Consider the following 20,743-nt stretch of genomic DNA (forward strand, 5'->3'; position numbering starts at 1 on the left):
CCGCCTTCCTGCAGCTCGAATTATTTAGGGTATCCCCCTTTTCATTCGAAGAGGTGTGAATAGTGCGATGAAAAAAGACACTGTGGGGCAAAATTGATTGCCCCACGTCTTGCCATTAATGCTTGATAATATACAAGTCTTTCACATGGATATTATCCATCGGGTCTTTACCGGAGTATCCGCCAACCCATGGTTTCACCAGGCGGGCGTTAACATAGTAATAAACCGGTACAATCGCAGAATCTTTATCCAGTTGCTGCTCCGCTTTCGAATACAGCTCACTGCGCTGCGCTTCATCTGTCACTTTCAGGGTATCTGCAATCAGCTTGTCAAATGCAGGGCTCTTATAGTGAACCGTGTTGTTGGAGCTGTCGGACAGCACCATATTCAGGAAGGAAGTCGGCTCGTTATAATCCGCACACCAACCCGCGCGTGAAACATCATAGTTGCCCTGATGACGCGTATCGAGGAATGTTTTCCACTCCTGGTTTTCCAGCTTGACGTTAGCGCCCAGATTTTTCTTCCAGATAGAAGCCGCGGCGATAGCCAGCTTCTTGTGCAGGTCTGAGGTGTTATACAGCAGGTCAAAGGTCAACGGTTTTTCAGCGGTATAACCGGCCTCAGCCAGCAATTTCTTCGCCTCTTCATTACGTTTTTCCTGTGACCATTTGAACCACTCTGGCTCAACCAGTTTCGCGCCATCGGTGTAAGGAGGCGTAAAGCTATAGGCAGGCAGGTCGCCCTGGTTTTTCACTTTGTTGACGATGATGTCACGATCCATCGCCAGCTTCAGAGCGGTACGAACACGAACATCGTTGAACGGTGCTTTCTGGTTGTTGATTTCGTAATAATAGGTGCACAGATACGGGTCAACGTGAACTTCGTTCGGGATCTCTTTTTTCAGTTTCTGGAATAACTCGATCGGCATGTTGTTATAGGTCATGTCGATTTCACCGCTGCGATAGCGGTTAACGTCTGTCACTTCAGAAGAAATTGGCAGGTAGGTCACCTGGTTAATAACGGTTTTGGCGTTGTCCCAGTAGTTGGTATTACGCTCAAGCACAATGCGCTCGTTAACCACCCAGTCCTTCAGTTTATACGCGCCGTTAGTGACAATGTTGGCGGGCTGAGTCCACTTATCGCCGTATTTTTCAACGGCGGCTTTAGGAACCGGTGAAACGGAAGAGTGCACGAGCAGTTTGTAGAAATAAGGAACAGGTTCGCTCAGGGTTACTTCAAAAGTATGATCATCAATCGCTTTCACACCGAGATCGGTGACCGGCTTTTTACCGGCGATGATGTCATCAATATTAACGATATGACCGTACTGCAAATAACTGGCGTACGGTGAGGCAGTATTTGGGTTAGCCAAACGTTGCCAGCTGTACACAAAATCTTGCGCGGTAACAGGTGTACCGTCAGACCATTTAGCATCTTTACGCAGATGGAACGTCCAGACTTTAAAATCTTTATTGTCCCATTTCTCAGCCACGCCCGGCGATGGTTTGCCATCGACATCGCTGATTAATAAACCTTCAAACAGGTCCCGGTTAATGTTGGATTCCGGCACCCCTTCGATTTTATGTGGGTCGAGAGACTGAACTTCCGAACCGTTATTACGCACCAGAGTCTGCTTTTCAGCAAGCTGCACTCCCGCTGGCACAACTGCCGCCGTGGCCACATTTCCAGCGATTAGCGCAGTGAGGATCCCCGCAGCTACTAAACTTTTTTTAGTGATGTTCGTCATTGTGTTTGTACTCCCTCATTATTATGGCTGGTTTTTTAACCAGACTGTTAATCCTGTCAGGATCCCTGTACGGCACCGGAGATTTTCTGCCGTCAGGTGGTTTATTGTTTTACTGCTTGCTATCACCGACTTTATTTATTCTGGCGATTCGTACGACCGCCTTGCGTCGATTATCTACGTGTCTCCCCTGCCGGAAACACGCTATTACCCTGTTGAGAGAAACCAAGTGAAAATCATTCTCATCAACGTCAATTCTTCTGCAAAATACCTGGCCGGAAAGTACCAAATGCGTTTCTTCATCGCCAATACATTTTACAAATTTGTTAACCAATTCTCTTTTATTAGAAATAAATCTCACTGGCAAAGGCTTACGAATGAAAATTCATGGCAATAAAACATTAATAATCAATGAATTGCCTGATGGGCTTAGTTGACGCCCCTGTCCGGTATCAACACCATGCCAAAATGCACATAAATTTAACAATTGATTATTAATTAGCACATTCATCTAAAAAAAACGCTGAAATAACTAATAACATTTCGATAATCCCACAGCAAGCCCCAGAGTATGATGTTAATAAAATAACAGCAATATCGTGCTTCCTCTGACGCAGCGCTGAGGGTTATATCCATAAAATCAATGAATAACCGAATCGTTAACCATCAGCATTTTTCATTATTGTTATGCTGATTATCAACTTTAGTGAGAAGTTTTACTGATAATGAAAGGAAACGGAACCAACAGCGGCTCCGTTTATACTGAAGAAGGAATATCAGGCAAGCAAACCGGGGAAAATGGATTTGATACCAGTAACAATGAATTCAATCCCTAAGGCCATGAGTAACAGCCCCATAATACGCGTAATAACGTTGATCCCCGTTTGCCCCAGCAAGCGCACTAACCACGGCGCCATGCGAAACAGCCCCCAACAACACAAGGCAAACAACGCAATCGCGATAAAAAAGCCAAACAGATTAATCGCACTGTGGTAACGCGTCCCCCAAACGATGGTCGAGCTAATTGCCCCCGGTCCCGCCATCAGGGGCAAAGCCAACGGCACCACGCCAATGCTTTCACGAATGGCGGTTTCTGATTTTTCCTGTTTGTTCTGCTTATCTTCGCCAAGTTTGCCACTAATCATCGACATCGCGATAGTCACAACCAGAATACCGCCGGCAATCCTGAACGAATCTATAGAGATACCGAAAAGTTGCAGGATACCGTCGCCCAGGAACAGCGAAGTCCACAGGATGATAGCGACCGACAGGTTTGCCGTGAGATTGGTTTTGTTTCGCGCAGCCGCAGTTTGGTAGCTGGTCATACTGATAAAGACCGGGATGATCCCTACCGGGTTAACCAGGGCAAATAACCCAATAAAAAATTTAAAATAAACAGGAAAATCAAATAGCGTTTGGATCACGGTTAGCTCCGAAGCGTTAGCCGGATAAAATGAGTCATAAAAATTGGAAAAATCCGCGCTGAAGATACGCCTTTTGTCAGCATACTTCACCTTCTATCTGCGTATATCTACGTAAATACGCTACTAATACTTAGTGTTATTAATATGTATTAAATATGCTAATGTGATTAGCATTCATCACCTCAATTTTTTAACACTTACCGAGAAACGCTAAAAGGGCCTGCTGAAAGGTGTCAGCTTTGCGAAATCTTGATCCAGATCACGCAATTACTACTCAGAAGTGAGTAACCTTGCTTACGTCCCCTGGAGGTAAAGCGTAAAAGTTATCTGGCGCTTGCGTATAAGCTCTTTTAGTAAATCAAGGTAAAGTGGACGTTAATTAACCGTTTGATTTTCAAACCGTTACACAAATTTTCGTCGGTCTGTCTATACTCTCGTATCGAGCAGATGATTTACTAAAAAAGTTTAACATTATCAGGAGAGCATTATGGCTGTTACTAATGTCGCTGAACTTAACGCACTTGTAGAGCGCGTAAAAAAAGCCCAGCGTGAATATGCCAGTTTCACTCAAGAACAGGTTGACAAAATCTTCCGCGCCGCCGCTCTGGCTGCCGCAGACGCTCGAATCCCTCTCGCGAAAATGGCCGTTGCCGAATCTGGCATGGGCATTGTCGAAGATAAAGTGATTAAAAACCACTTTGCTTCTGAATACATTTACAACGCTTACAAAGATGAAAAAACCTGTGGAGTGCTGTCTGAAGACGACACTTTCGGTACCATTACTATTGCTGAACCGATTGGTATCATCTGCGGTATCGTTCCAACCACTAACCCGACTTCTACTGCTATCTTCAAATCGCTGATCAGCCTGAAGACCCGTAACGCCATCATCTTCTCTCCGCATCCGCGTGCTAAAGATGCCACTAACAAAGCTGCTGACATCGTTCTGCAGGCGGCAATCGCTGCTGGCGCACCGAAAGACTTGATCGGCTGGATCGATCAACCTTCCGTAGAACTGTCTAACGCGCTGATGCACCACCCGGACATCAACCTGATCCTTGCGACCGGTGGTCCAGGCATGGTTAAAGCGGCATACAGCTCCGGTAAACCGGCAATCGGCGTAGGCGCAGGTAACACCCCTGTTGTTATCGACGAAACCGCTGATATCAAACGTGCTGTTGCATCTGTTCTGATGTCTAAAACCTTCGATAACGGCGTAATCTGTGCTTCTGAACAGTCTGTTGTCGTGGTTGACTCTGTATACGACGCAGTACGTGAGCGTTTCGCCACTCACGGCGGCTACCTGCTGCAGGGCAAAGAGCTGAAAGCTGTTCAGGACGTTATCCTGAAAAATGGCGCGCTGAACGCCGCTATCGTTGGTCAGCCAGCCTACAAAATTGCTGAACTGGCAGGCTTCTCCGTACCAGAAACCACTAAGATTCTGATTGGTGAAGTTAAGGTTGTTGACGAAAGCGAACCGTTTGCTCACGAAAAACTGTCTCCGACGCTGGCTATGTATCGTGCGAAAGACTTCGAAGACGCAGTGGACAAAGCTGAAAAACTGGTTGCGATGGGCGGTATCGGTCATACCTCTTGCCTGTACACCGACCAGGATAACCAGCCAGAACGCGTTGCTTACTTCGGTCAGATGATGAAAACCGCGCGTATCCTGATCAACACCCCTGCTTCTCAGGGTGGTATCGGTGACCTGTACAACTTCAAACTCGCACCTTCCCTGACTCTGGGTTGTGGTTCCTGGGGTGGTAACTCCATCTCTGAAAACGTTGGTCCTAAGCACCTGATCAACAAGAAAACCGTTGCTAAGCGAGCTGAAAACATGTTGTGGCACAAACTTCCGAAATCTATCTACTTCCGTCGTGGCTCTCTGCCAATCGCGCTGGATGAAGTGATTACTGATGGTCACAAACGTGCGCTGATCGTGACCGACCGCTTCCTGTTTAACAATGGCTATGCTGACCAGATCACCTCTGTTCTGAAAGCGGCTGGCGTTGAAACCGAAGTGTTCTTTGAAGTTGAAGCTGACCCGACTCTGACCGTTGTTCGTAAAGGCGCTGAGCTGGCTAACTCCTTCAAACCAGACGTGATTATCGCGCTGGGTGGTGGTTCCCCGATGGACGCCGCGAAAATTATGTGGGTTATGTACGAACACCCGGAAACCCACTTCGAAGAACTGGCGCTGCGCTTTATGGATATCCGTAAACGTATCTACAAGTTCCCGAAAATGGGCGTGAAAGCGAAAATGATCGCCGTCACCACCACTTCCGGTACCGGTTCTGAAGTAACACCGTTTGCGGTTGTGACCGACGATGCAACCGGTCAGAAATATCCGCTGGCTGACTACGCCCTGACCCCGGATATGGCGATTGTCGATGCCAACCTGGTGATGGATATGCCGAAGTCCCTGTGTGCGTTCGGTGGTCTGGATGCCGTTACTCACGCTCTGGAAGCTTACGTTTCCGTACTGGCTTCTGAGTTCTCTGACGGTCAGGCTCTGCAGGCGCTGAAACTGCTGAAAGAAAACCTGCCAGCGTCCTACCACGAAGGTTCCAAGAACCCGGTAGCCCGTGAGCGTGTACACAGTGCAGCGACCATCGCCGGTATTGCGTTTGCGAACGCCTTCCTGGGTGTATGTCACTCCATGGCGCACAAGCTGGGTTCTCAGTTCCACATTCCTCACGGTTTGGCGAACGCCCTGCTGATCAGTAACGTTATTCGTTACAACGCGAACGACAACCCGACCAAACAGACAGCATTCAGCCAGTACGACCGTCCGCAGGCGCGTCGTCGCTATGCTGAAATCGCCGACCACCTGGGTCTGAGCGCACCGGGCGACCGTACTGCCGCGAAAATTCAGAAACTGCTGGGCTGGCTGGACGAAATCAAAGCTGAACTGGGTATTCCTAAGTCTATCCGTGAAGCTGGCGTGCAGGAAGCTGACTTCCTGGCACACGTTGACAAACTGTCTGAAGATGCGTTTGACGACCAGTGTACTGGTGCTAACCCGCGTTATCCGCTGATTGCTGAGCTGAAGCAGATTCTGCTGGATACCTACTACGGCCGTGAGTACAGCGAAGGTGAAACCACCGCTAAGGCTGAAGCAGTAGCTGCACCGAAAGCTGAGAAAAAAGCGAAGAAATCCGCTTAATTCCTTCAGTAAAGTTTTAGTCTGACTATAAACGGTCCCTTTTCGGGACCGTTTTTTTTGTACCTTACACGACCAAAATCAGGTAATACCTGACTCCACCACTTGCGAGATATGGCCTGGTGAAGATTACTTGCAGGGAGGAAGCCAGGATGGCGTCAGAAGAGCGTGTGACAGGGTAGAGACACGCATGAATGGTTGTGGCCTACCCTGTGTTTATAAGCGCCCAGAAGCGCATAGGGTTAATCGTGGCTGTGTCGTTCTTGTATTGCCGTCAGAGAGCCTTCAGACTGCGCTTGCTTATAATGCTTACGGCATACCGACACATAGCGCTCGTTTCCGCCTATAACCACCTGCTCGCCTTCGTTAAAAGGTCTTCCGGCCTGATCAAGACGTAGCACCATGCTGGCCTTACGGCCACAGAAGCAAATAGTTTTTAATTCAACCAGCTTATCTGACCACGCAAGCAGGTATTCACTGCCGCAGAATAGCTCACCACGAAAATCGGTGCGTAAACCGTAACACAACACGGGAATATCCAGCCGATCGACAACTTCAGATAATTCATAAACCTGTTGTCGCGTCAGAAACTGAGACTCATCAACCAGTACACAGTGAATTCTTTGCTGCGCATTGTCGGCGCGAATCTCTTCGAACAATGATGAATTTTGGTTAAACAATTTTGCAGGTGACGACAGACCTATACGTGAACTTACTTTTCCAGTGCCAAAACGGTCATCAATTTCCGCTGTATATACTACAGCGCGCATTCCACGTTCCTGATAATTGTACGAAGATTGCAGCAATGCAGTCGACTTACCGGCATTCATTGCAGAATAGTAAAAATATAGCTGTGCCATTGACCGTAGGCCCTCATCTGGGGAAATAAATATGGGCGGGATTGTAGCATATTTCACGAACATGTCGGTGCAGCGTTGTCCCGAAAGACGTATAAAGAAGCGTACCGACTCGCTCAGTGCCGCCTTAATAACCAGAGAATGCAGGTGCTCTTTATGGCTGGGAGTATGATAGCGCGACATCTTAACCCAAACAGGCTGGAGCTGAACCGTATATACACATTCTTTCACAAATAGTGCTCATGAAATTGATCGGCCTCGCTTATCAAGGGTCGACAATTAAGAAACCGTTCCCTTATTGTTATTGAATCGCCCCACCGCCGCCATGTAATAGCGAATTCACGTAAGCAAAACTAATACAAAAGGTTGAAATCACTGCAAAGTGATACTATTTGAACACGATAAAATGTGACCTGAATCTTGAATTTTTACTCTCAACCGTTGAGAAGCCCCCCCGCCAATAAGCCTTTTTTATGCCCAACATCACGGATGAATTTAAGACAGAGGAATTAATTCTGATACTAAATAAAGCGCAATTTTGAATTCCTTACATTCCTGGCTATTGCACAACTGAAATTATCGCTCTATTATTAGCTCAACAAACCACCCCCAATATAAGTTTGAGATTACTACAATGAGCGAAGCACTTAAAATTCTGAACAACATCCGTACTCTTCGTGCGCAGGCAAGAGAATGTACTCTGGAAACGCTTGAAGAAATGCTGGAAAAATTAGAAGTTGTAGTTAGCGAGCGTCGTGAAGAAGAAAGCGCTGCCGCTGCTGAAGTTGAAGAACGTACTCGTAAACTGCAACAATATCGTGAAATGCTGATTGCTGACGGTATTGATCCGAACGAGCTGCTGAATAGCATGGCTGCTGTTAAATCTGGCACCAAAGCTAAACGCGCTGCGCGTCCGGCTAAATATAGCTATGTTGACGAAAACGGTGAAACTAAAACCTGGACTGGCCAGGGTCGTACACCGGCTGTGATCAAAAAAGCGATGGAAGAACAAGGTAAACAACTGGACGATTTCCTGATCAAGGAATAATTCAGAAATAGTTTGCTTAAAATCCCGCCACTGGCGGGATTTTTTTTACCTGTACTTCGCATGGCCCCTACCCGGATTAGGTATAAAAAAAACGGCGCTGGATTAACAGCGCCGCTCTGACCTGATAATTACTGGTGGTTACTTCTTAATACCCATCTCTTCTTCCAGCCAGGCTTTAAATTCAGCGCCGAGGGTATTATGGCGAATACCATATTCAACGAACGCCTGCATATAGCCCAGCTTATTACCACAGTCATGGCTTTTGCCCTTCATGTGATAGGCTTCAACCGTTTCTTTTTCAATCAGCATATCGATAGCGTCAGTGAGCTGAATTTCGTCACCTGCTCCCGGAGGGGTTTTTGCCAGCAGAGGCCAGATATCCGCACTGAGAACATAGCGGCCCACGACCGCCAAATTAGATGGCGCAACATTCGCTTTCGGCTTTTCAACAACGCCAACCATCGGCACGCTTTCGCCCGGCGCTAATTCAACGCCTTTACAATCCACTACGCCATAAGCGGTAACATCTTCTACGGGCTCGACCATAATCTGGCTGCTGCCGGTTTCATCAAAACGATGAATCATTTCGGCCAGGTTTTCACGGGATAAATCTGATTCGTATTCATCCAGAATTACGTCTGGCAGAATAACCGCAACCGGCTCATCGCCAACAACCGGGTGCGCGCACAATACTGCGTGACCCAGACCTTTAGCCAGCCCCTGACGTACCTGCATAATAGTGACATGCGGCGGACAAATAGACTGCACTTCTTCCAGCAACTGACGTTTTACACGTTTTTCCAGCATAGCTTCTAACTCAAAGCTGGTATCGAAGTGGTTTTCAATGGAATTTTTAGACGAGTGAGTTACAAGTACAATTTCAGTGATACCCGCAGCAATACATTCGTTTACCACGTACTGAATTAATGGCTTATCAACCAACGGTAGCATCTCTTTCGGGATTGCCTTCGTAGCCGGTAACATCCTGGTTCCTAATCCCGCAACCGGGATAACGGCCTTTTTGACTTTTGAATTAATAGCAGCCATTTAAAACTCTCCTGGACTGTTCATGTATTGAACGTGTTCATCAATCTGTATCGCATCCAAGTATATCAGTACAGCGGTAAGCCTCTGGTCTGAAAAGGACGCACGTCGGTATAATTAAGACAAATACGAATAAATCTGGCGCTGATAGTAGCACTCGCAGCATGAGGGAGGTGAAGCAATTTCATTCCTCTCTCGCTCAATTGTTCATTCCGCAGACAACATCAGGCGCAGGCGACCACCCGCCCCCCAAATTTGGCACTGCCATGACTCACAACGCTGGCTCAACTGATTAAGATAGGTATTGCCAAGCGTTCCCAGCGGTACGCCATTGCTGATTTGTACCTGATGGGAACCGGTATTTAATGTCGCATTCAGTCCTGCTGATACCAGAATCAGGTTTTTTAACCCGCTGTGGTAATACCCTACCAGCAAGGGAAACTGGCCGGGTAAATTAGCCTGACGCAGCAAATGGTTCACCTGTTTCAATAACGCCCCTAACTCTGGCAACCGCTGATTTTGTTGCGTCAGCTGCTCCTGCAGCAAACCGTTAAATAGGGCTCGCAGTAATAATGCGGCCAGCACGCCATTATCCCCTGCCCGCGTGACATCCAGACAATAAAAAGCAAGGTCGTGATCCGACAGCGGCGCAATATCCAGCACCAGTCCCGGTTGATCGGCGGCAACCAATTGCCGATAGTTTATGCGACATTGTGAAATCACTTGTGATACAGGAGGCTGTAGCTCCTGCAACAGCTTTGCTGCAGCAGCAGGATCGTCCACCATGGCATCCCAGTCGCGAAACAGCCGCTCTTCTTCTTCAACCCGCGAATTGAACATATTGGGATACAGGCACGCAAAAACCGTTTCTCGCAGACGATTAAGATCCTTCACCGGTTTCAGAAGAACGTCGTCCACACCGAGTCGCAGCGCTTTGGCTATATCAGACATGTTTTCCGTCGCTGAAATCACCAGTATTGGCGTTTGATCGCCCCGATTGCGTAAATACTCAACCAGTTTAAGACCGTTCATTCGTGGCATTGCCAGGTCGCAGATCATCAAGTCAGGCGTAAAATGGCCAAGTAAATCCAGTGCTTCAAGCCCATCGCCGGCCACCGCCGTTGTCGCTCCCAAAGAGGAAAACCATGAGTCCATGAGTGAGCGGAATACCGGCTCATCCTCAACGATAAGAATCTGTTTTCCGACCAATGGCTGCGTCATATTCTCCCCCCTGACTGGCTTTAATAAATAGTGGCATGCTATTGCTACTCACGCCTGTCAGATTTAACTTAAGTATTGATAAAAAATGCCTAGACGTTGGTCTTCACCAGAGGTAGAAGCTCATCCATTTTCTTCTCAACCGCCAACTGCCCGGCAGCAATTGCTGCACTGGCGCGGTGGAAATCCAGCGTGGATATTTGCGGACAAAACGGCTGAATCAGGATATCAGGCGGGTCACCAGCCATACGGTTACGTTTCAGACGATTTTCCAGAACCTGAATAGAGGTTGTCATGATCTCCATCGCCGTCGGCGCGGTCACTGTCCGCCTCGCCGTAATGTTGCTCAGACGCTCTTTCAGACGGCCATGCCATGAGAGTTCGTCAGCGCCATCGCCTGATTCAGCATCGCTACTGACGTTGAAGGAGAGTAAATCTTGCTGCATAAGGTGCGCATCGTGCTGCAGGTCGACCGCAATAACGATATCGGCGCCCAGCGCACGCGTCAGGGAAACGGGGACGGGATTCACCACCGCGCCATCGACCAACCAGTAGCCATTATGCGCTACAGGGGACATCAGACCAGGAATACTGCAGGATGCCCGGACAGCCAGGTGCAAATCACCTTCGGTGAACCAGAGTTCCCGACCCGTACTTAAATTGGTTGCAACAGTTGCGAAACGGCGTGTGCATTGTTCAATCGCTTCTACTGGCATGACATTACGGTACTGGTTGAACACCCGTTCTCCGCGCAGTAGTCCTCCCCTGCGCCAGGAGAGATCCATCAGGCGTAAGACGTCCCAATAACTGAATGAACAAACCCACTGTTCGAGTGCAGGCAACTTATTGCAGGCGTAGGCAGCGCCAACCAGCGAGCCAATGGAGCACCCTGCCACAATATCAACATCAATCCCCATATGCTTAAGGGCTTTAATCACGCCGATATGCGACCAGCCGCGCGCCGCGCCGGAACCTAGCGCCAGCCCAATTTTAATTTTTCTCATTGTACGTACAAACTTCCCCTGGCTTGCAGACGTAGCAACATCGCTACCGCTCAGTTAACATAGTGCCACCCTGGCGTTTTTACGCCGTTTTTTTATTCCAGGGAGTACTTTGTGTCTCAGCTTTGTCCCTGTGGTAGCGCTGTCGAGTATAGCCTATGTTGCTACCGTTATGTGTCCGGCGCGCAAGTAGCACCTACGCCGTCACACCTCATGCGTTCTCGTTACTGCGCTTTTGTGATGAAAGACGCAGATTACCTTATAAAGACCTGGCATCCGGACTGCCATGCCGCTGCGTTTCGTGACGACATTATCGCAGGATTTACGCATACCGAATGGCTTGGGCTGACCGTTTTTGAGCAACACACGGCAGATTCAGAAAATATTGGCTACGTCAGTTTTGTCGCGCGGTTTTCTGAACAGGGAAAAACTGGCGCAATTATCGAACGCTCTCGTTTTTTAAAAGAAAACGGTCAGTGGTACTATATAGACGGTACACGCCCTCAAATTGGACGAAACGACACCTGCCCTTGTGGCTCGGGTAAAAAATTTAAGAAGTGCTGCGGCTAATCAACGCCCGACAGTATCAATTTTGCAAACATTCTCAATAGGATCACCGCTGCAAATGCATTCATTACAACGAAAAGTGCTGCGTACTATTTGCCCGGACCAAAAAGGTCTGATCGCGCGCATTACAAATATCTGTTACAAGCATGAACTGAATATCGTGCAGAATAATGAGTTCGTGGACCACCGTACCGGGCGCTTTTTTATGCGTACCGAGCTGGAGGGCATTTTTAATGATGTCACGCTGCTTGCCGATCTTGATAGCGCCTTACCAGATGGTTCCATCCGTGAATTAACGCCGGCAGGACGCCGCCGTATCGTTATTTTAGTGACCAAGGAAGCGCATTGTCTGGGCGATCTGTTAATGAAGGCCAATTATGGCGGGCTGGATGTTGAAATCGCTGCGGTGATCGGCAACCACGAGACGCTGCGTCCTTTGGTTGAGCGCTTTGATATTCCGTTTGAACTGGTCAGTCACGAAGGTTTAACCCGTGACGAACACGACCAGAAAATGGCCGATGCTATCGACGCGCACCAACCTGATTATGTCGTGCTGGCAAAATACATGCGCGTACTGACGCCGACCTTTGTTTCACGCTTCCCGAATAAGATTATCAATATTCACCATTCATTCCTGCCGGCATTTATTGGCGCTCGCCCATACCACCAGGCTTACGAGCGCGGGGTGAAGATCATTGGCGCAACGGCCCACTATGTGAATGATAACCTCGATGAAGGCCCTATCATTATGCAGGACGTAATTCATGTTGATCACACCTACACCGCAGAAGACATGATGCGTGCCGGCCGTGACGTTGAAAAAAATGTATTAAGTCGCGCGCTGTATCAGGTTCTGGCTCAACGCGTATTTGTTTACGGTAACCGAACGATCATTCTGTAATCGATTGATAATTTAATTGGTTACCTTTACATCTTTACGCGTAAAAATCAGGCAACCAGTTCTTTTTTATCAACGGAATACTTTACAGGGGCGCATCATCTGTTATGATGCGCCCCGCTTCCAACAGAAGCAGGCCAGTAATAAGCATTACCCCGTGGTGGGGTTCCCGAGCGATCATAAGGGAGCTGACTGCAAATCTGCCGTCATCGACTTCAAGGTTCGACTCGAGCGATAGTGAGAGAACGTTGCCGCAGGCAACGGCCCGAAGGGTGAGGAGCTTTAGCTCCGAATAATCCTTCCCGCTATAGAATGCAAGCAGCATAATGAATTTACCCTGTGGTGGGGTTCCCGAGCGGCCAAAGGGAGCAGACTGTAAATCTGCCGTCATCGACTTCGAAGGTTCGAATCCTTCCCCCACCACCATTCATTTTTGTAAGTTCTCAAAAATAAGTATACCCCTGGTGGGGTTCCCGAGCGGCCAAAGGGAGCAGACTGTAAATCTGCCGTCATCGACTTCGAAGGTTCGAATCCTTCCCCCACCACCATCATTTCATAAAGCATTAACACCCAATCCAACTGCAATGCCCTATCGTGCCCGCAATAGGCCTGATACGCTGCGCTTATCAGGCCTACAGAGAGTTGACGTCTACGTAGGCCGGATAAGGCGGTTACGCCGCCATCCGGCACACAGGCATAAAAAAACCCCGCCGGAGCAGGGTTTTATCTTACACAGATAACCGATTAGTGACGCGCGCGTACAATCTGGTATTTGCGGGTCAGATACTCGACCGGAACGCTCCAGATGTGCACCAGACGCGAGAACGGGAACAGCAGGAACAGCGTCATACCCAGCACCAAGTGCATACGGAAGATAAACGCCACGCCATCCAGATATTCAGACGCGCCGCCGTGGAAGGTCACCACAGTTTGCGCCCAGTTCACCAGTTTCATCATCTCGCTACCGTCCATATGCTGAGCGGAGAACGGAATGGTCAGCAGGCCAAGGGTACACTGGATAACCAGAATGGACAGCACCAGAATATCCGCACCAGTGGTGGTGGCCCGCACGCGTGGGCTGAACAGACGACGTTTCAGCAGCAACACGCCGCCGACCAGACACATCACGCCTGAGGCGCCGCCCGCAAACATAGCCATCTTTTGTTTCACTTCCAGCGGTAGCCACGCTTCGTACATCCAGTGCGGCGTCAACATGCCCAGAAAGTGCCCGGCAAAAATGCCCAGGATCCCGATATGAAACAGGTTTGACGCCAGGTTCATCCCTTTGCGATCCAGCATCTGACTGGACGCCGCGCGCCAGGTATATTGCCCGTAGTCATAACGCAGCCAACTACCGATCAGAAAGACAGAACCCGCGATGTACGGATAGATGTCAAAGAAGAACGTATTCAGGAAGTGCATTATTGCTGTCCTCCGGTGGTGATATTCAGATACTGCGGCGCAACGGCCCCGGCAAAACGACGCTGGTGAGCGGAGATTTCCGACTCGCCACACCCCTGATCGGCGAAGAATTTCACCTGCTCTTCTTCCCAGACCGCATCAAGCGCTTGTGGTGTATCATCACGCGCTTCATCCACAATTTTTTCAGCCACTTTGTCGCTGTCGATAACGGTATTCGCCAGTTTTAGCAGCAGATCAAACAGCACCGCATAACGGCTGTCACGCTGTTGCAAGCGAGCGCTGAGCAAAGCCAGAATCGGTGCGATATCCTGTAAACCACCTAACGCTTCGCTTTTCGGCAACTGCGCAAGGTATTCCAGATACAGCGGCAGATGATCGGGAAGTTCACGGCTGTCGAGCTGTAAACCGTGCTGCTCATACTGTGCCATCAGGTCAACCATCGCCTGACCGCGATCGCGGGACTCCCCGTGAACATGTTCAAACAGCAGCAGCGATGTGGCGCGGCCCCGGTCAAACAGTTCGCTGTAGGCGGCCTGAACATCCAGCATGTCCTGCGCGGTTAAATCGCGCAGGAAAACGCCCAGGGTCTGGGCATCCTCTTTATCCAGGTTCTCAGATGACGCGAGTGCATCGAAAAGCTCCTGCTGATGCTGCCATAAGGCAGCATCCGGGTACTCGAGCAGACGCGAAACAATGACGAGTTCAATCATTGGTGCGGCTCCGTTTTGCTGGTCACATCAACAGCGTCGATGCGGCGGCTGTTGAACAGATTGAATTTGGTATCAGAACCGTGGCAACCATCGCCGAAGGTAAAGCCACAACCGCTTTTCTCCGGAAATGCCTCACGGGCCAATTCACGATGGCTGCTTGGCACCACGAAACGATCTTCGTAATTAGCAATCGCCAGGTAACGATACATTTCCTGTGCCTGCGCTTCGCTTAATCCCACCTCTTCCAGCGCACGGGTATCAACTTTTCCGTCAACAGTTTCCGCACGTTTGTAGTGACGCATTGCCAGCATACGTTTCAGCGCCAACAGTACCGGCTGAGTGTCGCCAGCGGTCAACAGGTTCGCCAGGTACTGAACCGGGATACGCAGACTGTCTACATCCGGCAGAATGCCGTTGCTGCCAAGCTCGCCCGCATCGGCGGCAGATTGAATCGGTGACAAAGGCGGCACGTACCAGACCATCGGCAGCGTGCGGTATTCCGGATGCAGCGGCAGCGCCAGCTTCCAGTCCATCGCCATTTTGTAAACCGGAGACTGTTGTGCAGCATCGATGACGCTCAGTGGAATACCATCTTTTAGCGCCTGTTCAATGACAGCCGGATCGTTCGGATCGAGGAACACGTCCAGTTGACGCTGGTACAGATCTTTTTCGTGCTCAGTGCTGGCCGCGCTTTCGATCGCATCTGCGTCATACAGCAGTACGCCGAGATAACGGATACGGCCAACACAGGTTTCGGAGCAAACGGTCGGTTGACCCGCTTCGATACGCGGGTAGCAGAAAATGCACTTCTCGGACTTCCCGCTCTTCCAGTTGAAGTAAATCTTCTTGTACGGGCAGCCGGTGATGCACATACGCCAGCCGCGGCACTTGTCCTGGTCGATCAGCACGATGCCATCTTCTTCACGCTTGTAGATAGCACCACTCGGGCAGGTCGCCACACACGCCGGGTTAAGGCAGTGCTCGCACAGGCGCGGCAGGTACATCATGAAGGTGTTTTCGAACTGGCCGTACATCGCCTTCTGCATGTTTTCGAAGTTCTGGTCCTTGGCGCGTTTTTCGAATTCGCCGCCCAGAATTTCTTCCCAGTTCGGACCGCTGGTGATTTTGTCCATCCGCTGACCGGTAATCAACGAGCGCGGACGGGCAATCGGCTGCGCTTTGCTGCCTTCCGGCGCGGTGTGCAGATTCTGATAGTCGAAATCAAACGGCTCGTAGTAGTCATCCATACCCGGTAGATGCGGGTTAGCAAAGATTTTACCCAGCAGCAGCGCACGGTTACCCATGCGCGGTTGCAGTTTACCGTTGATTTTACGGATCCAGCCGCCCTTCCATTTTTCCTGATTTTCCCAGTCATTGGGGAAACCTACGCCAGGCTTACTTTCCACGTTATTGAACCAGGCGTACTCCATACCTTCACGGCTGGTCCAGACGTTTTTACAGGTCACTGAACAGGTGTGGCAGCCGATGCACTTATCAAGATTCAGCACCATGCCGACTTGTGAACGAATTTTCATTTTACGCTCTCCTGTACCTGGTCATTGCCTTCGCCATCCAACCAGTTAATGTTCTTCATCTTACGTACAACGACGAACTCATCGCGGTTTGAACCGACGGTGCCGTAGTAGTTAAAGCCGTAGGCCAACTGTGCATAGCCGCCGATCATATGGGTCGGTTTCGGCGTAATACGAGTCACCGAGTTGTGGATCCCGCCGCGCTGCTGGGTGATTTCTGAACCCGGCAGGTTAACAATACGTTCCTGCGCGTGGTACATCATGGTCATCCCGGCCGGCACACGCTGGCTGACAACAGCGCGGGCAGTTAATGCACCGTTGCTGTTGAAGACCTCGATCCAGTCGTTATCTTCGATACCCAGGTCTTTCGCATCCGTTTCACTCATCCAGACGATCGGACCACCGCGTGACAATGTCAGCATCAGCAGGTTGTCGCTGTAGGTGGAGTGGATACCCCATTTCTGGTGCGGCGTCAGGAAGTTGAGCGCTTTTTCCGGGTTACCGTTAGACTTCTCGCCGATCACCGCTTTCACTGAACGGGTATCGATTGGCGGACGGTAAACCAGCAGGCTTTCACCGAAATCACGCATCCACTGGTGATCCTGATACAACTGCTGGCGACCAGACAGCGTACGCCATGGGATCAGCTCATGAACGTTGGTATAACCGGCGTTATAAGACACATGTTCATCTTCCAGGCCTGACCATGTCGGGCTGGAGATAATTTTGCGTGGCTGCGCCTGTATATCGCGGAAACGAATTTTTTCGTCTTCTTTATTCAGCGCCAGATGCGTATGGTCACGACCGGTAAATTCACTCAGCGCAGCCCAGGCTTTAACGGCTACCTGACCGTTAGTTTCCGGTGCCAGGGTGAGGATCATCTCGGCGGCATCAATGGCGGTATTAAGCCAGGGCTGGCCTTTCGCCGGGCCTTCAGCCTTGGTGTAGTTGAGCTTACGCAGCAGATCCATTTCGCTCTGGGTATTCCAGGCAATCCCTTTCCCGCCGTTACCGATTTTTTCCATCAGCGGGCCGATGGAGGTAAAGCGTTCATAGGTTGCCGGATAATCACGCTCTACGGTCATGATGTGCGGCGCGGTAACGCCAGGAATCAGGTCGCACTCACCTTTTTTCCAGTCCTTCACGTCCAGCGGCTGCGCCAGCTCAGCGGCGGAGTCGTGCTGAATCGGCAGCGTAACAACGTCGGTTTCTTTACCGAGGTGGCCCACGCACACTTCAGAGAATTTCTTCGCGATGGCTTTATAGATCTCCCAGTCGCTCTTCGATTCCCAGGCCGGGTCAACGGCGGCAGACAACGGATGAATAAACGGATGCATATCCGAGGTATTCATATCGTCTTTTTCATACCAGGTTGCGGTCGGCAGCACGATATCGGAATACAGACAGGTACTCGACAGACGGAAGTCCAGCGTCACCACCAGATCCAGCTTGCCGTCCAGTCCGTTGTCCTGCCATTCCACTTCTTCTGGCTTCACGCCGCTCTGCTGGCCGAGATCTTTCCCCTGAATACCGTGTTCAGTGCCCAGCAGGTACTTCAGCATGTACTCGTGGCCCTTACCGGAAGATCCGAGCAGGTTGGAACGCCAGATAAACAGGTTACGCGGATGATTTTTGCCGTTTTCCGGCTGTTCCGCCGCAAAGCGAAGAGAACCGTCTTTCAGGGCGTTAACGGTGTAATCCACCGGCGTCATGCCGGCTTTCTTCGCCTCTTCAGCGATACGCAGCGGGTTAGTCCCTAACTGCGGTGCAGACGGTAACCACCCCATTCGTTCAGCGCGAACGTTGAAGTCAATCAAATGACCGCTATAACGGGATTTGTCTGCCATCGGGGACAGCAATTCCTGTGCGGTAACCGTCTCATAGCGCCATTGGCTGGAGTGGTTATAGAAGTAAGAGGTGCTGTTCATATGACGAGGCGGACGCTGCCAGTCCAGCGCAAACGCCAGCGGCTGCCAGCCGGTTTGCGGGCGCAGTTTTTCCTGGCCGACATAGTGGGCCCAACCACCGCCGCTCTGGCCGATACAGCCGCAGAACACCAGCATATTGATCAGGCCGCGATAGTTCATATCGAGGTGGTACCAGTGGTTCAGACCTGCACCGACGATAATCATCGAACGACCGTGCGTTTTATCGGCGTTATCCGCAAATTCGCGGGCGATGCGCACGATTTGAGCGCGCGATACACCGGTAATTTTCTCTGCCCATGCCGGCGTATACGCTTTCAGGTCATCGTAGCTGGTTGCACAGTTTTCATCGTTCAGACCGCGTTCCAGACCGTAGTTGGCCATGGTCAGATCGTAAACGGTCGTCACCAGCGCGGTAGAACCGTCGGCCAGTTGCAGACGTTTAACCGGCAATTTGTGCAGCAGAATGTTTTCCAGTTCAACTTTATTGAAGTGTTCGGTACCTTCGCCGCCAAAATAGGGGAAGCCGACTTCAGCGATGTCATCCTGGCTACCGAGCAGACTGAGTTGCAGTTCGGTTTCATCGCCCGATGTACCGTCGCGCTGCTCGAGGTTCCATTTACCCTTTTCGCCCCAACGGAAACCAATTGAACCGTTTGGCGCAACCATTTCACCGTTGCTGTTGATAGCGACGGTTTTCCATTCCGGGTTATTTTCCTGGCCCAGAGAGTCAACCAGATCCGCTGCACGCAGCATACGACCAGCAGCATAATAGCCGTCGCGCTCTTCGAGCATCACCAGCATTGGCATGTCAGTATAACGACGAACGTAGTCGGTGAAGTACTGGCTCGGGTTATCGAGGTGGAACTCGCGCAACATGACGTGGCCCATCGCCATTGCCATCGCCGCATCGGTCCCCTGCTTCGGCGCCAGCCACAGGTCGCACAGTTTGGCGATTTCTGCGTAGTCCGGCGTAATCGCTACCGTTTTGGTGCCTTTATAGCGAACTTCAGTAAAGAAGTGTGCATCCGGAGTACGGGTCTGCGGGACGTTAGAACCCCATGCAAGAATGTAGCTGGAGTTGTACCAGTCAGCGGATTCAGGGACGTCGGTCTGTTCGCCCCAAGTTTGCGGAGAAGCCGGCGGCAGGTCGCAGTACCAGTCATAGAAGCTCAGGCAGGTACCGCCAATCAGCGACATATAGCGTGCGCCGGATGCGTAAGAAACCATCGACATCGCCGGGATCGGCGAGAAGCCTGCGACGCGGTCAGGACCATAGGTTTTGATGGTGTACACGTTAGAAGCGGCAATCAGTTCATTGACTTCCTGCCAGGAGGAGCGAACGAAGCCGCCACGACCACGCGCTTGTTTGAAGCTTTTTGCTTTGTCGGCGTCTTCGATAATGGATGCCCAGGCATCTACCGGATCGCTGTGCAGTTTTTTGGCTTCACGCCACATCTTCATCAGACGTTTGCGCATCAGCGGGTATTTCAGACGGTTAGCGCTGTAGAGATACCAGGAATAGCTCGCACCACGCGGGCAGCCGCGAGGCTCGTGGTTTGGCATATCTGGACGGGTGCGTGGGTAGTCAGTTTGCTGGGTTTCCCAGGTCACCAGACCATTTTTCACATAGATTTTCCAGCTGCATGAACCGGTGCAGTTTACGCCGTGGGTTGAACGCACGACTTTGTCATGCTGCCAACGCTGGCGATATCCGTCCTCCCAGCCCCTGTTGGTATTGAGAAGCTGGCCGTGCCCATCGGCAAAGGTTTCGCCCTTCTGCTTGAAGTAGCGAAACCGGTCCAGGAATTTACTCATCGGTTTTCTCCTGTAGGAGCCTGACGGCTCTCTGATAAATCGACATTGCTTATTTGCCAGCGAAGGTAACGCTCTGAAAGGGCGTGAGAATTGATAACGATCAAGGCAGACAGGGATGAAAAATGAGGGGCGTTTTTCACATACCCCCTAAGTGGGATATCAGTGAATTAATTAACACATTGAATTTAAATAACTTTTTCAAATCCACTTATCATGCAAATGTTAAATTCTTTATAAGTGGGTATTAAGGGGTATCCCCCCTGCCAGGCATATTGCGAGCACCGTTCTCACAGAATGTTGTCATGTCACAGCACAAGAGTATGTTGTAACTAATAGCAGGCAAAAAAAAGCGCGGTCTAACGCCGCGCAATG

The 20,743-nt window shown here is 50.3% G+C and carries 14 protein-coding genes, 2 tRNA genes and 1 other RNA gene; 7 read left to right on the top strand and 10 right to left on the bottom strand.

The genetic code is table 11. From position 1 onward, the window contains the following. Window positions 1–115: 115 nt before the first annotated feature. Both oppA and ychE read right to left on the bottom strand, forming a co-directional pair. Entirely contained in the window at window positions 116–1,747 is a 1,632-nt protein-coding gene (oppA, locus tag OGV69_RS16380; protein ID WP_069324647.1) for an oligopeptide ABC transporter substrate-binding protein OppA, read from the bottom strand. A gap of 773 nt (window positions 1,748–2,520) precedes the next feature. After that, window positions 2,521–3,168, bottom strand: coding sequence for an NAAT family transporter YchE (gene ychE, locus OGV69_RS16385; protein WP_038643209.1), 648 nt, complete (start codon window positions 3,166–3,168; stop codon window positions 2,521–2,523). A gap of 487 nt (window positions 3,169–3,655) precedes the next feature. Between ychE and adhE the strand changes: the two genes are divergently transcribed. Next, complete coding sequence (adhE, locus tag OGV69_RS16390; RefSeq protein ID WP_038641104.1) at window positions 3,656–6,334, top strand: bifunctional acetaldehyde-CoA/alcohol dehydrogenase; 2,679 nt, start codon at window positions 3,656–3,658, stop codon at window positions 6,332–6,334. Between the two features lie 239 nt (window positions 6,335–6,573). Here the strand turns inward: adhE and tdk are convergent, their stop codons facing one another. Beyond that, window positions 6,574–7,191 (bottom strand): thymidine kinase, encoded by a 618-nt coding sequence (gene tdk / locus OGV69_RS16395; RefSeq protein ID WP_038641106.1) that lies wholly within the window; start codon window positions 7,189–7,191, stop codon window positions 6,574–6,576. 631 nt (window positions 7,192–7,822) lie between these two features. Between tdk and hns the strand changes: the two genes are divergently transcribed. Next, a complete protein-coding gene (gene hns / locus OGV69_RS16400; RefSeq protein WP_003020723.1) occupies window positions 7,823–8,236 on the top strand; it encodes a histone-like nucleoid-structuring protein H-NS in 414 nt (137 codons plus the stop codon). A 138-nt stretch (window positions 8,237–8,374) separates the two neighbouring features. On the opposite strand, the gene galU is transcribed toward hns, so the two are convergent. The 3 genes from galU to rssA all read right to left on the bottom strand — a co-directional run bounded on the left by galU (window position 8,375) and on the right by rssA (window position 11,502). Then, on the bottom strand, window positions 8,375–9,283 hold the full coding sequence (gene galU / locus OGV69_RS16405; RefSeq protein WP_038641107.1) for a UTP--glucose-1-phosphate uridylyltransferase GalU: 909 nt from the start codon (window positions 9,281–9,283) through the stop codon (window positions 8,375–8,377). Window positions 9,284–9,487: 204 nt separating this feature from the next. Next, window positions 9,488–10,501 carry a two-component system response regulator RssB gene (rssB, locus tag OGV69_RS16410; RefSeq protein WP_038641109.1) on the bottom strand — a complete coding sequence of 338 codons (1,014 nt, stop codon included), beginning with the start codon at window positions 10,499–10,501 and terminating at the stop codon, window positions 9,488–9,490. Window positions 10,502–10,590: 89 nt separating this feature from the next. After that, window positions 10,591–11,502, bottom strand: a complete 912-nt coding sequence (gene rssA / locus OGV69_RS16415; RefSeq protein ID WP_069324649.1) for a patatin-like phospholipase RssA — start codon at window positions 11,500–11,502, stop codon at window positions 10,591–10,593. A gap of 111 nt (window positions 11,503–11,613) precedes the next feature. Here rssA and OGV69_RS16420 point away from each other — a divergent pair, with 111 nt between their 5' ends. The 5 genes from OGV69_RS16420 to OGV69_RS16440 all read left to right on the top strand — a co-directional run bounded on the left by OGV69_RS16420 (window position 11,614) and on the right by OGV69_RS16440 (window position 13,512). Further along, window positions 11,614–12,069, top strand: a complete 456-nt coding sequence (locus OGV69_RS16420; protein ID WP_038641113.1) for a YchJ family protein — start codon at window positions 11,614–11,616, stop codon at window positions 12,067–12,069. Between the two features lie 55 nt (window positions 12,070–12,124). Next, the gene (purU, locus tag OGV69_RS16425; RefSeq protein ID WP_006684274.1) at window positions 12,125–12,967 is read left to right on the top strand and encodes a formyltetrahydrofolate deformylase; all 843 of its coding nucleotides are present in this window, start codon (window positions 12,125–12,127) and stop codon (window positions 12,965–12,967) included. Between the two features lie 168 nt (window positions 12,968–13,135). Then, a non-coding RNA gene (locus tag OGV69_RS16430) (RtT sRNA) lies at window positions 13,136–13,277 on the top strand. A gap of 28 nt (window positions 13,278–13,305) precedes the next feature. Beyond that, window positions 13,306–13,390: transfer RNA gene (locus OGV69_RS16435), tRNA-Tyr, on the top strand. Window positions 13,391–13,427: 37 nt separating this feature from the next. Then, window positions 13,428–13,512, top strand: a tRNA-Tyr gene (locus OGV69_RS16440). Between the two features lie 196 nt (window positions 13,513–13,708). Here the strand turns inward: OGV69_RS16440 and narI are convergent. From narI to OGV69_RS16460, 4 genes are read right to left on the bottom strand one after another with little or no spacing between them, the layout of a single operon-like run. Next, entirely contained in the window at window positions 13,709–14,386 is a 678-nt protein-coding gene (gene narI / locus OGV69_RS16445) for a respiratory nitrate reductase subunit gamma (protein ID WP_069324651.1), read from the bottom strand. Next, the gene (gene narJ / locus OGV69_RS16450) at window positions 14,386–15,096 is read right to left on the bottom strand and encodes a nitrate reductase molybdenum cofactor assembly chaperone (RefSeq protein ID WP_069324652.1); all 711 of its coding nucleotides are present in this window, start codon (window positions 15,094–15,096) and stop codon (window positions 14,386–14,388) included. Before narJ ends, narI begins: the two co-directional genes overlap by 1 nt. Continuing rightward, entirely contained in the window at window positions 15,093–16,631 is a 1,539-nt protein-coding gene (gene narH / locus OGV69_RS16455) for a nitrate reductase subunit beta (RefSeq protein WP_038641118.1), read from the bottom strand. Before narH ends, narJ begins: the two co-directional genes overlap by 4 nt. Next, on the bottom strand, window positions 16,628–20,371 hold the full coding sequence (locus OGV69_RS16460) for a nitrate reductase subunit alpha (RefSeq protein WP_069324653.1): 3,744 nt from the start codon (window positions 20,369–20,371) through the stop codon (window positions 16,628–16,630). Before OGV69_RS16460 ends, narH begins: the two co-directional genes overlap by 4 nt. Between the last annotated feature and the right edge of the window lie 372 nt (window positions 20,372–20,743).

The sequence above is a fragment of the Citrobacter sp. Cc139 genome (genome assembly GCF_030334645.1).
GTDB classification, from domain to species: domain Bacteria; phylum Pseudomonadota; class Gammaproteobacteria; order Enterobacterales; family Enterobacteriaceae; genus Citrobacter; species Citrobacter werkmanii.

What these genes read in the sequence shown, in the direction of transcription:
- oppA (WP_069324647.1), bottom strand. Translation starts at nt 1,747, where the DNA reads ATGACGAACATCACTAAAAAAAGTTTAGTAGCTGCGGGGATCCTCACT.
- adhE (WP_038641104.1), top strand. Translation starts at nt 3,656, where the DNA reads ATGGCTGTTACTAATGTCGCTGAACTTAACGCACTTGTAGAGCGCGTA.
- tdk (WP_038641106.1), bottom strand. Translation starts at nt 7,191, where the DNA reads ATGGCACAGCTATATTTTTACTATTCTGCAATGAATGCCGGTAAGTCG.
- hns (WP_003020723.1), top strand. Translation starts at nt 7,823, where the DNA reads ATGAGCGAAGCACTTAAAATTCTGAACAACATCCGTACTCTTCGTGCG.
- galU (WP_038641107.1), bottom strand. Translation starts at nt 9,283, where the DNA reads ATGGCTGCTATTAATTCAAAAGTCAAAAAGGCCGTTATCCCGGTTGCG.
- rssB (WP_038641109.1), bottom strand. Translation starts at nt 10,501, where the DNA reads ATGACGCAGCCATTGGTCGGAAAACAGATTCTTATCGTTGAGGATGAG.
- rssA (WP_069324649.1), bottom strand. Translation starts at nt 11,502, where the DNA reads ATGAGAAAAATTAAAATTGGGCTGGCGCTAGGTTCCGGCGCGGCGCGC.
- purU (WP_006684274.1), top strand. Translation starts at nt 12,125, where the DNA reads ATGCATTCATTACAACGAAAAGTGCTGCGTACTATTTGCCCGGACCAA.
- narI (WP_069324651.1), bottom strand. Translation starts at nt 14,386, where the DNA reads ATGCACTTCCTGAATACGTTCTTCTTTGACATCTATCCGTACATCGCG.
- narJ (WP_069324652.1), bottom strand. Translation starts at nt 15,096, where the DNA reads ATGATTGAACTCGTCATTGTTTCGCGTCTGCTCGAGTACCCGGATGCT.
- narH (WP_038641118.1), bottom strand. Translation starts at nt 16,631, where the DNA reads ATGAAAATTCGTTCACAAGTCGGCATGGTGCTGAATCTTGATAAGTGC.
- OGV69_RS16460 (WP_069324653.1), bottom strand. Translation starts at nt 20,371, where the DNA reads ATGAGTAAATTCCTGGACCGGTTTCGCTACTTCAAGCAGAAGGGCGAA.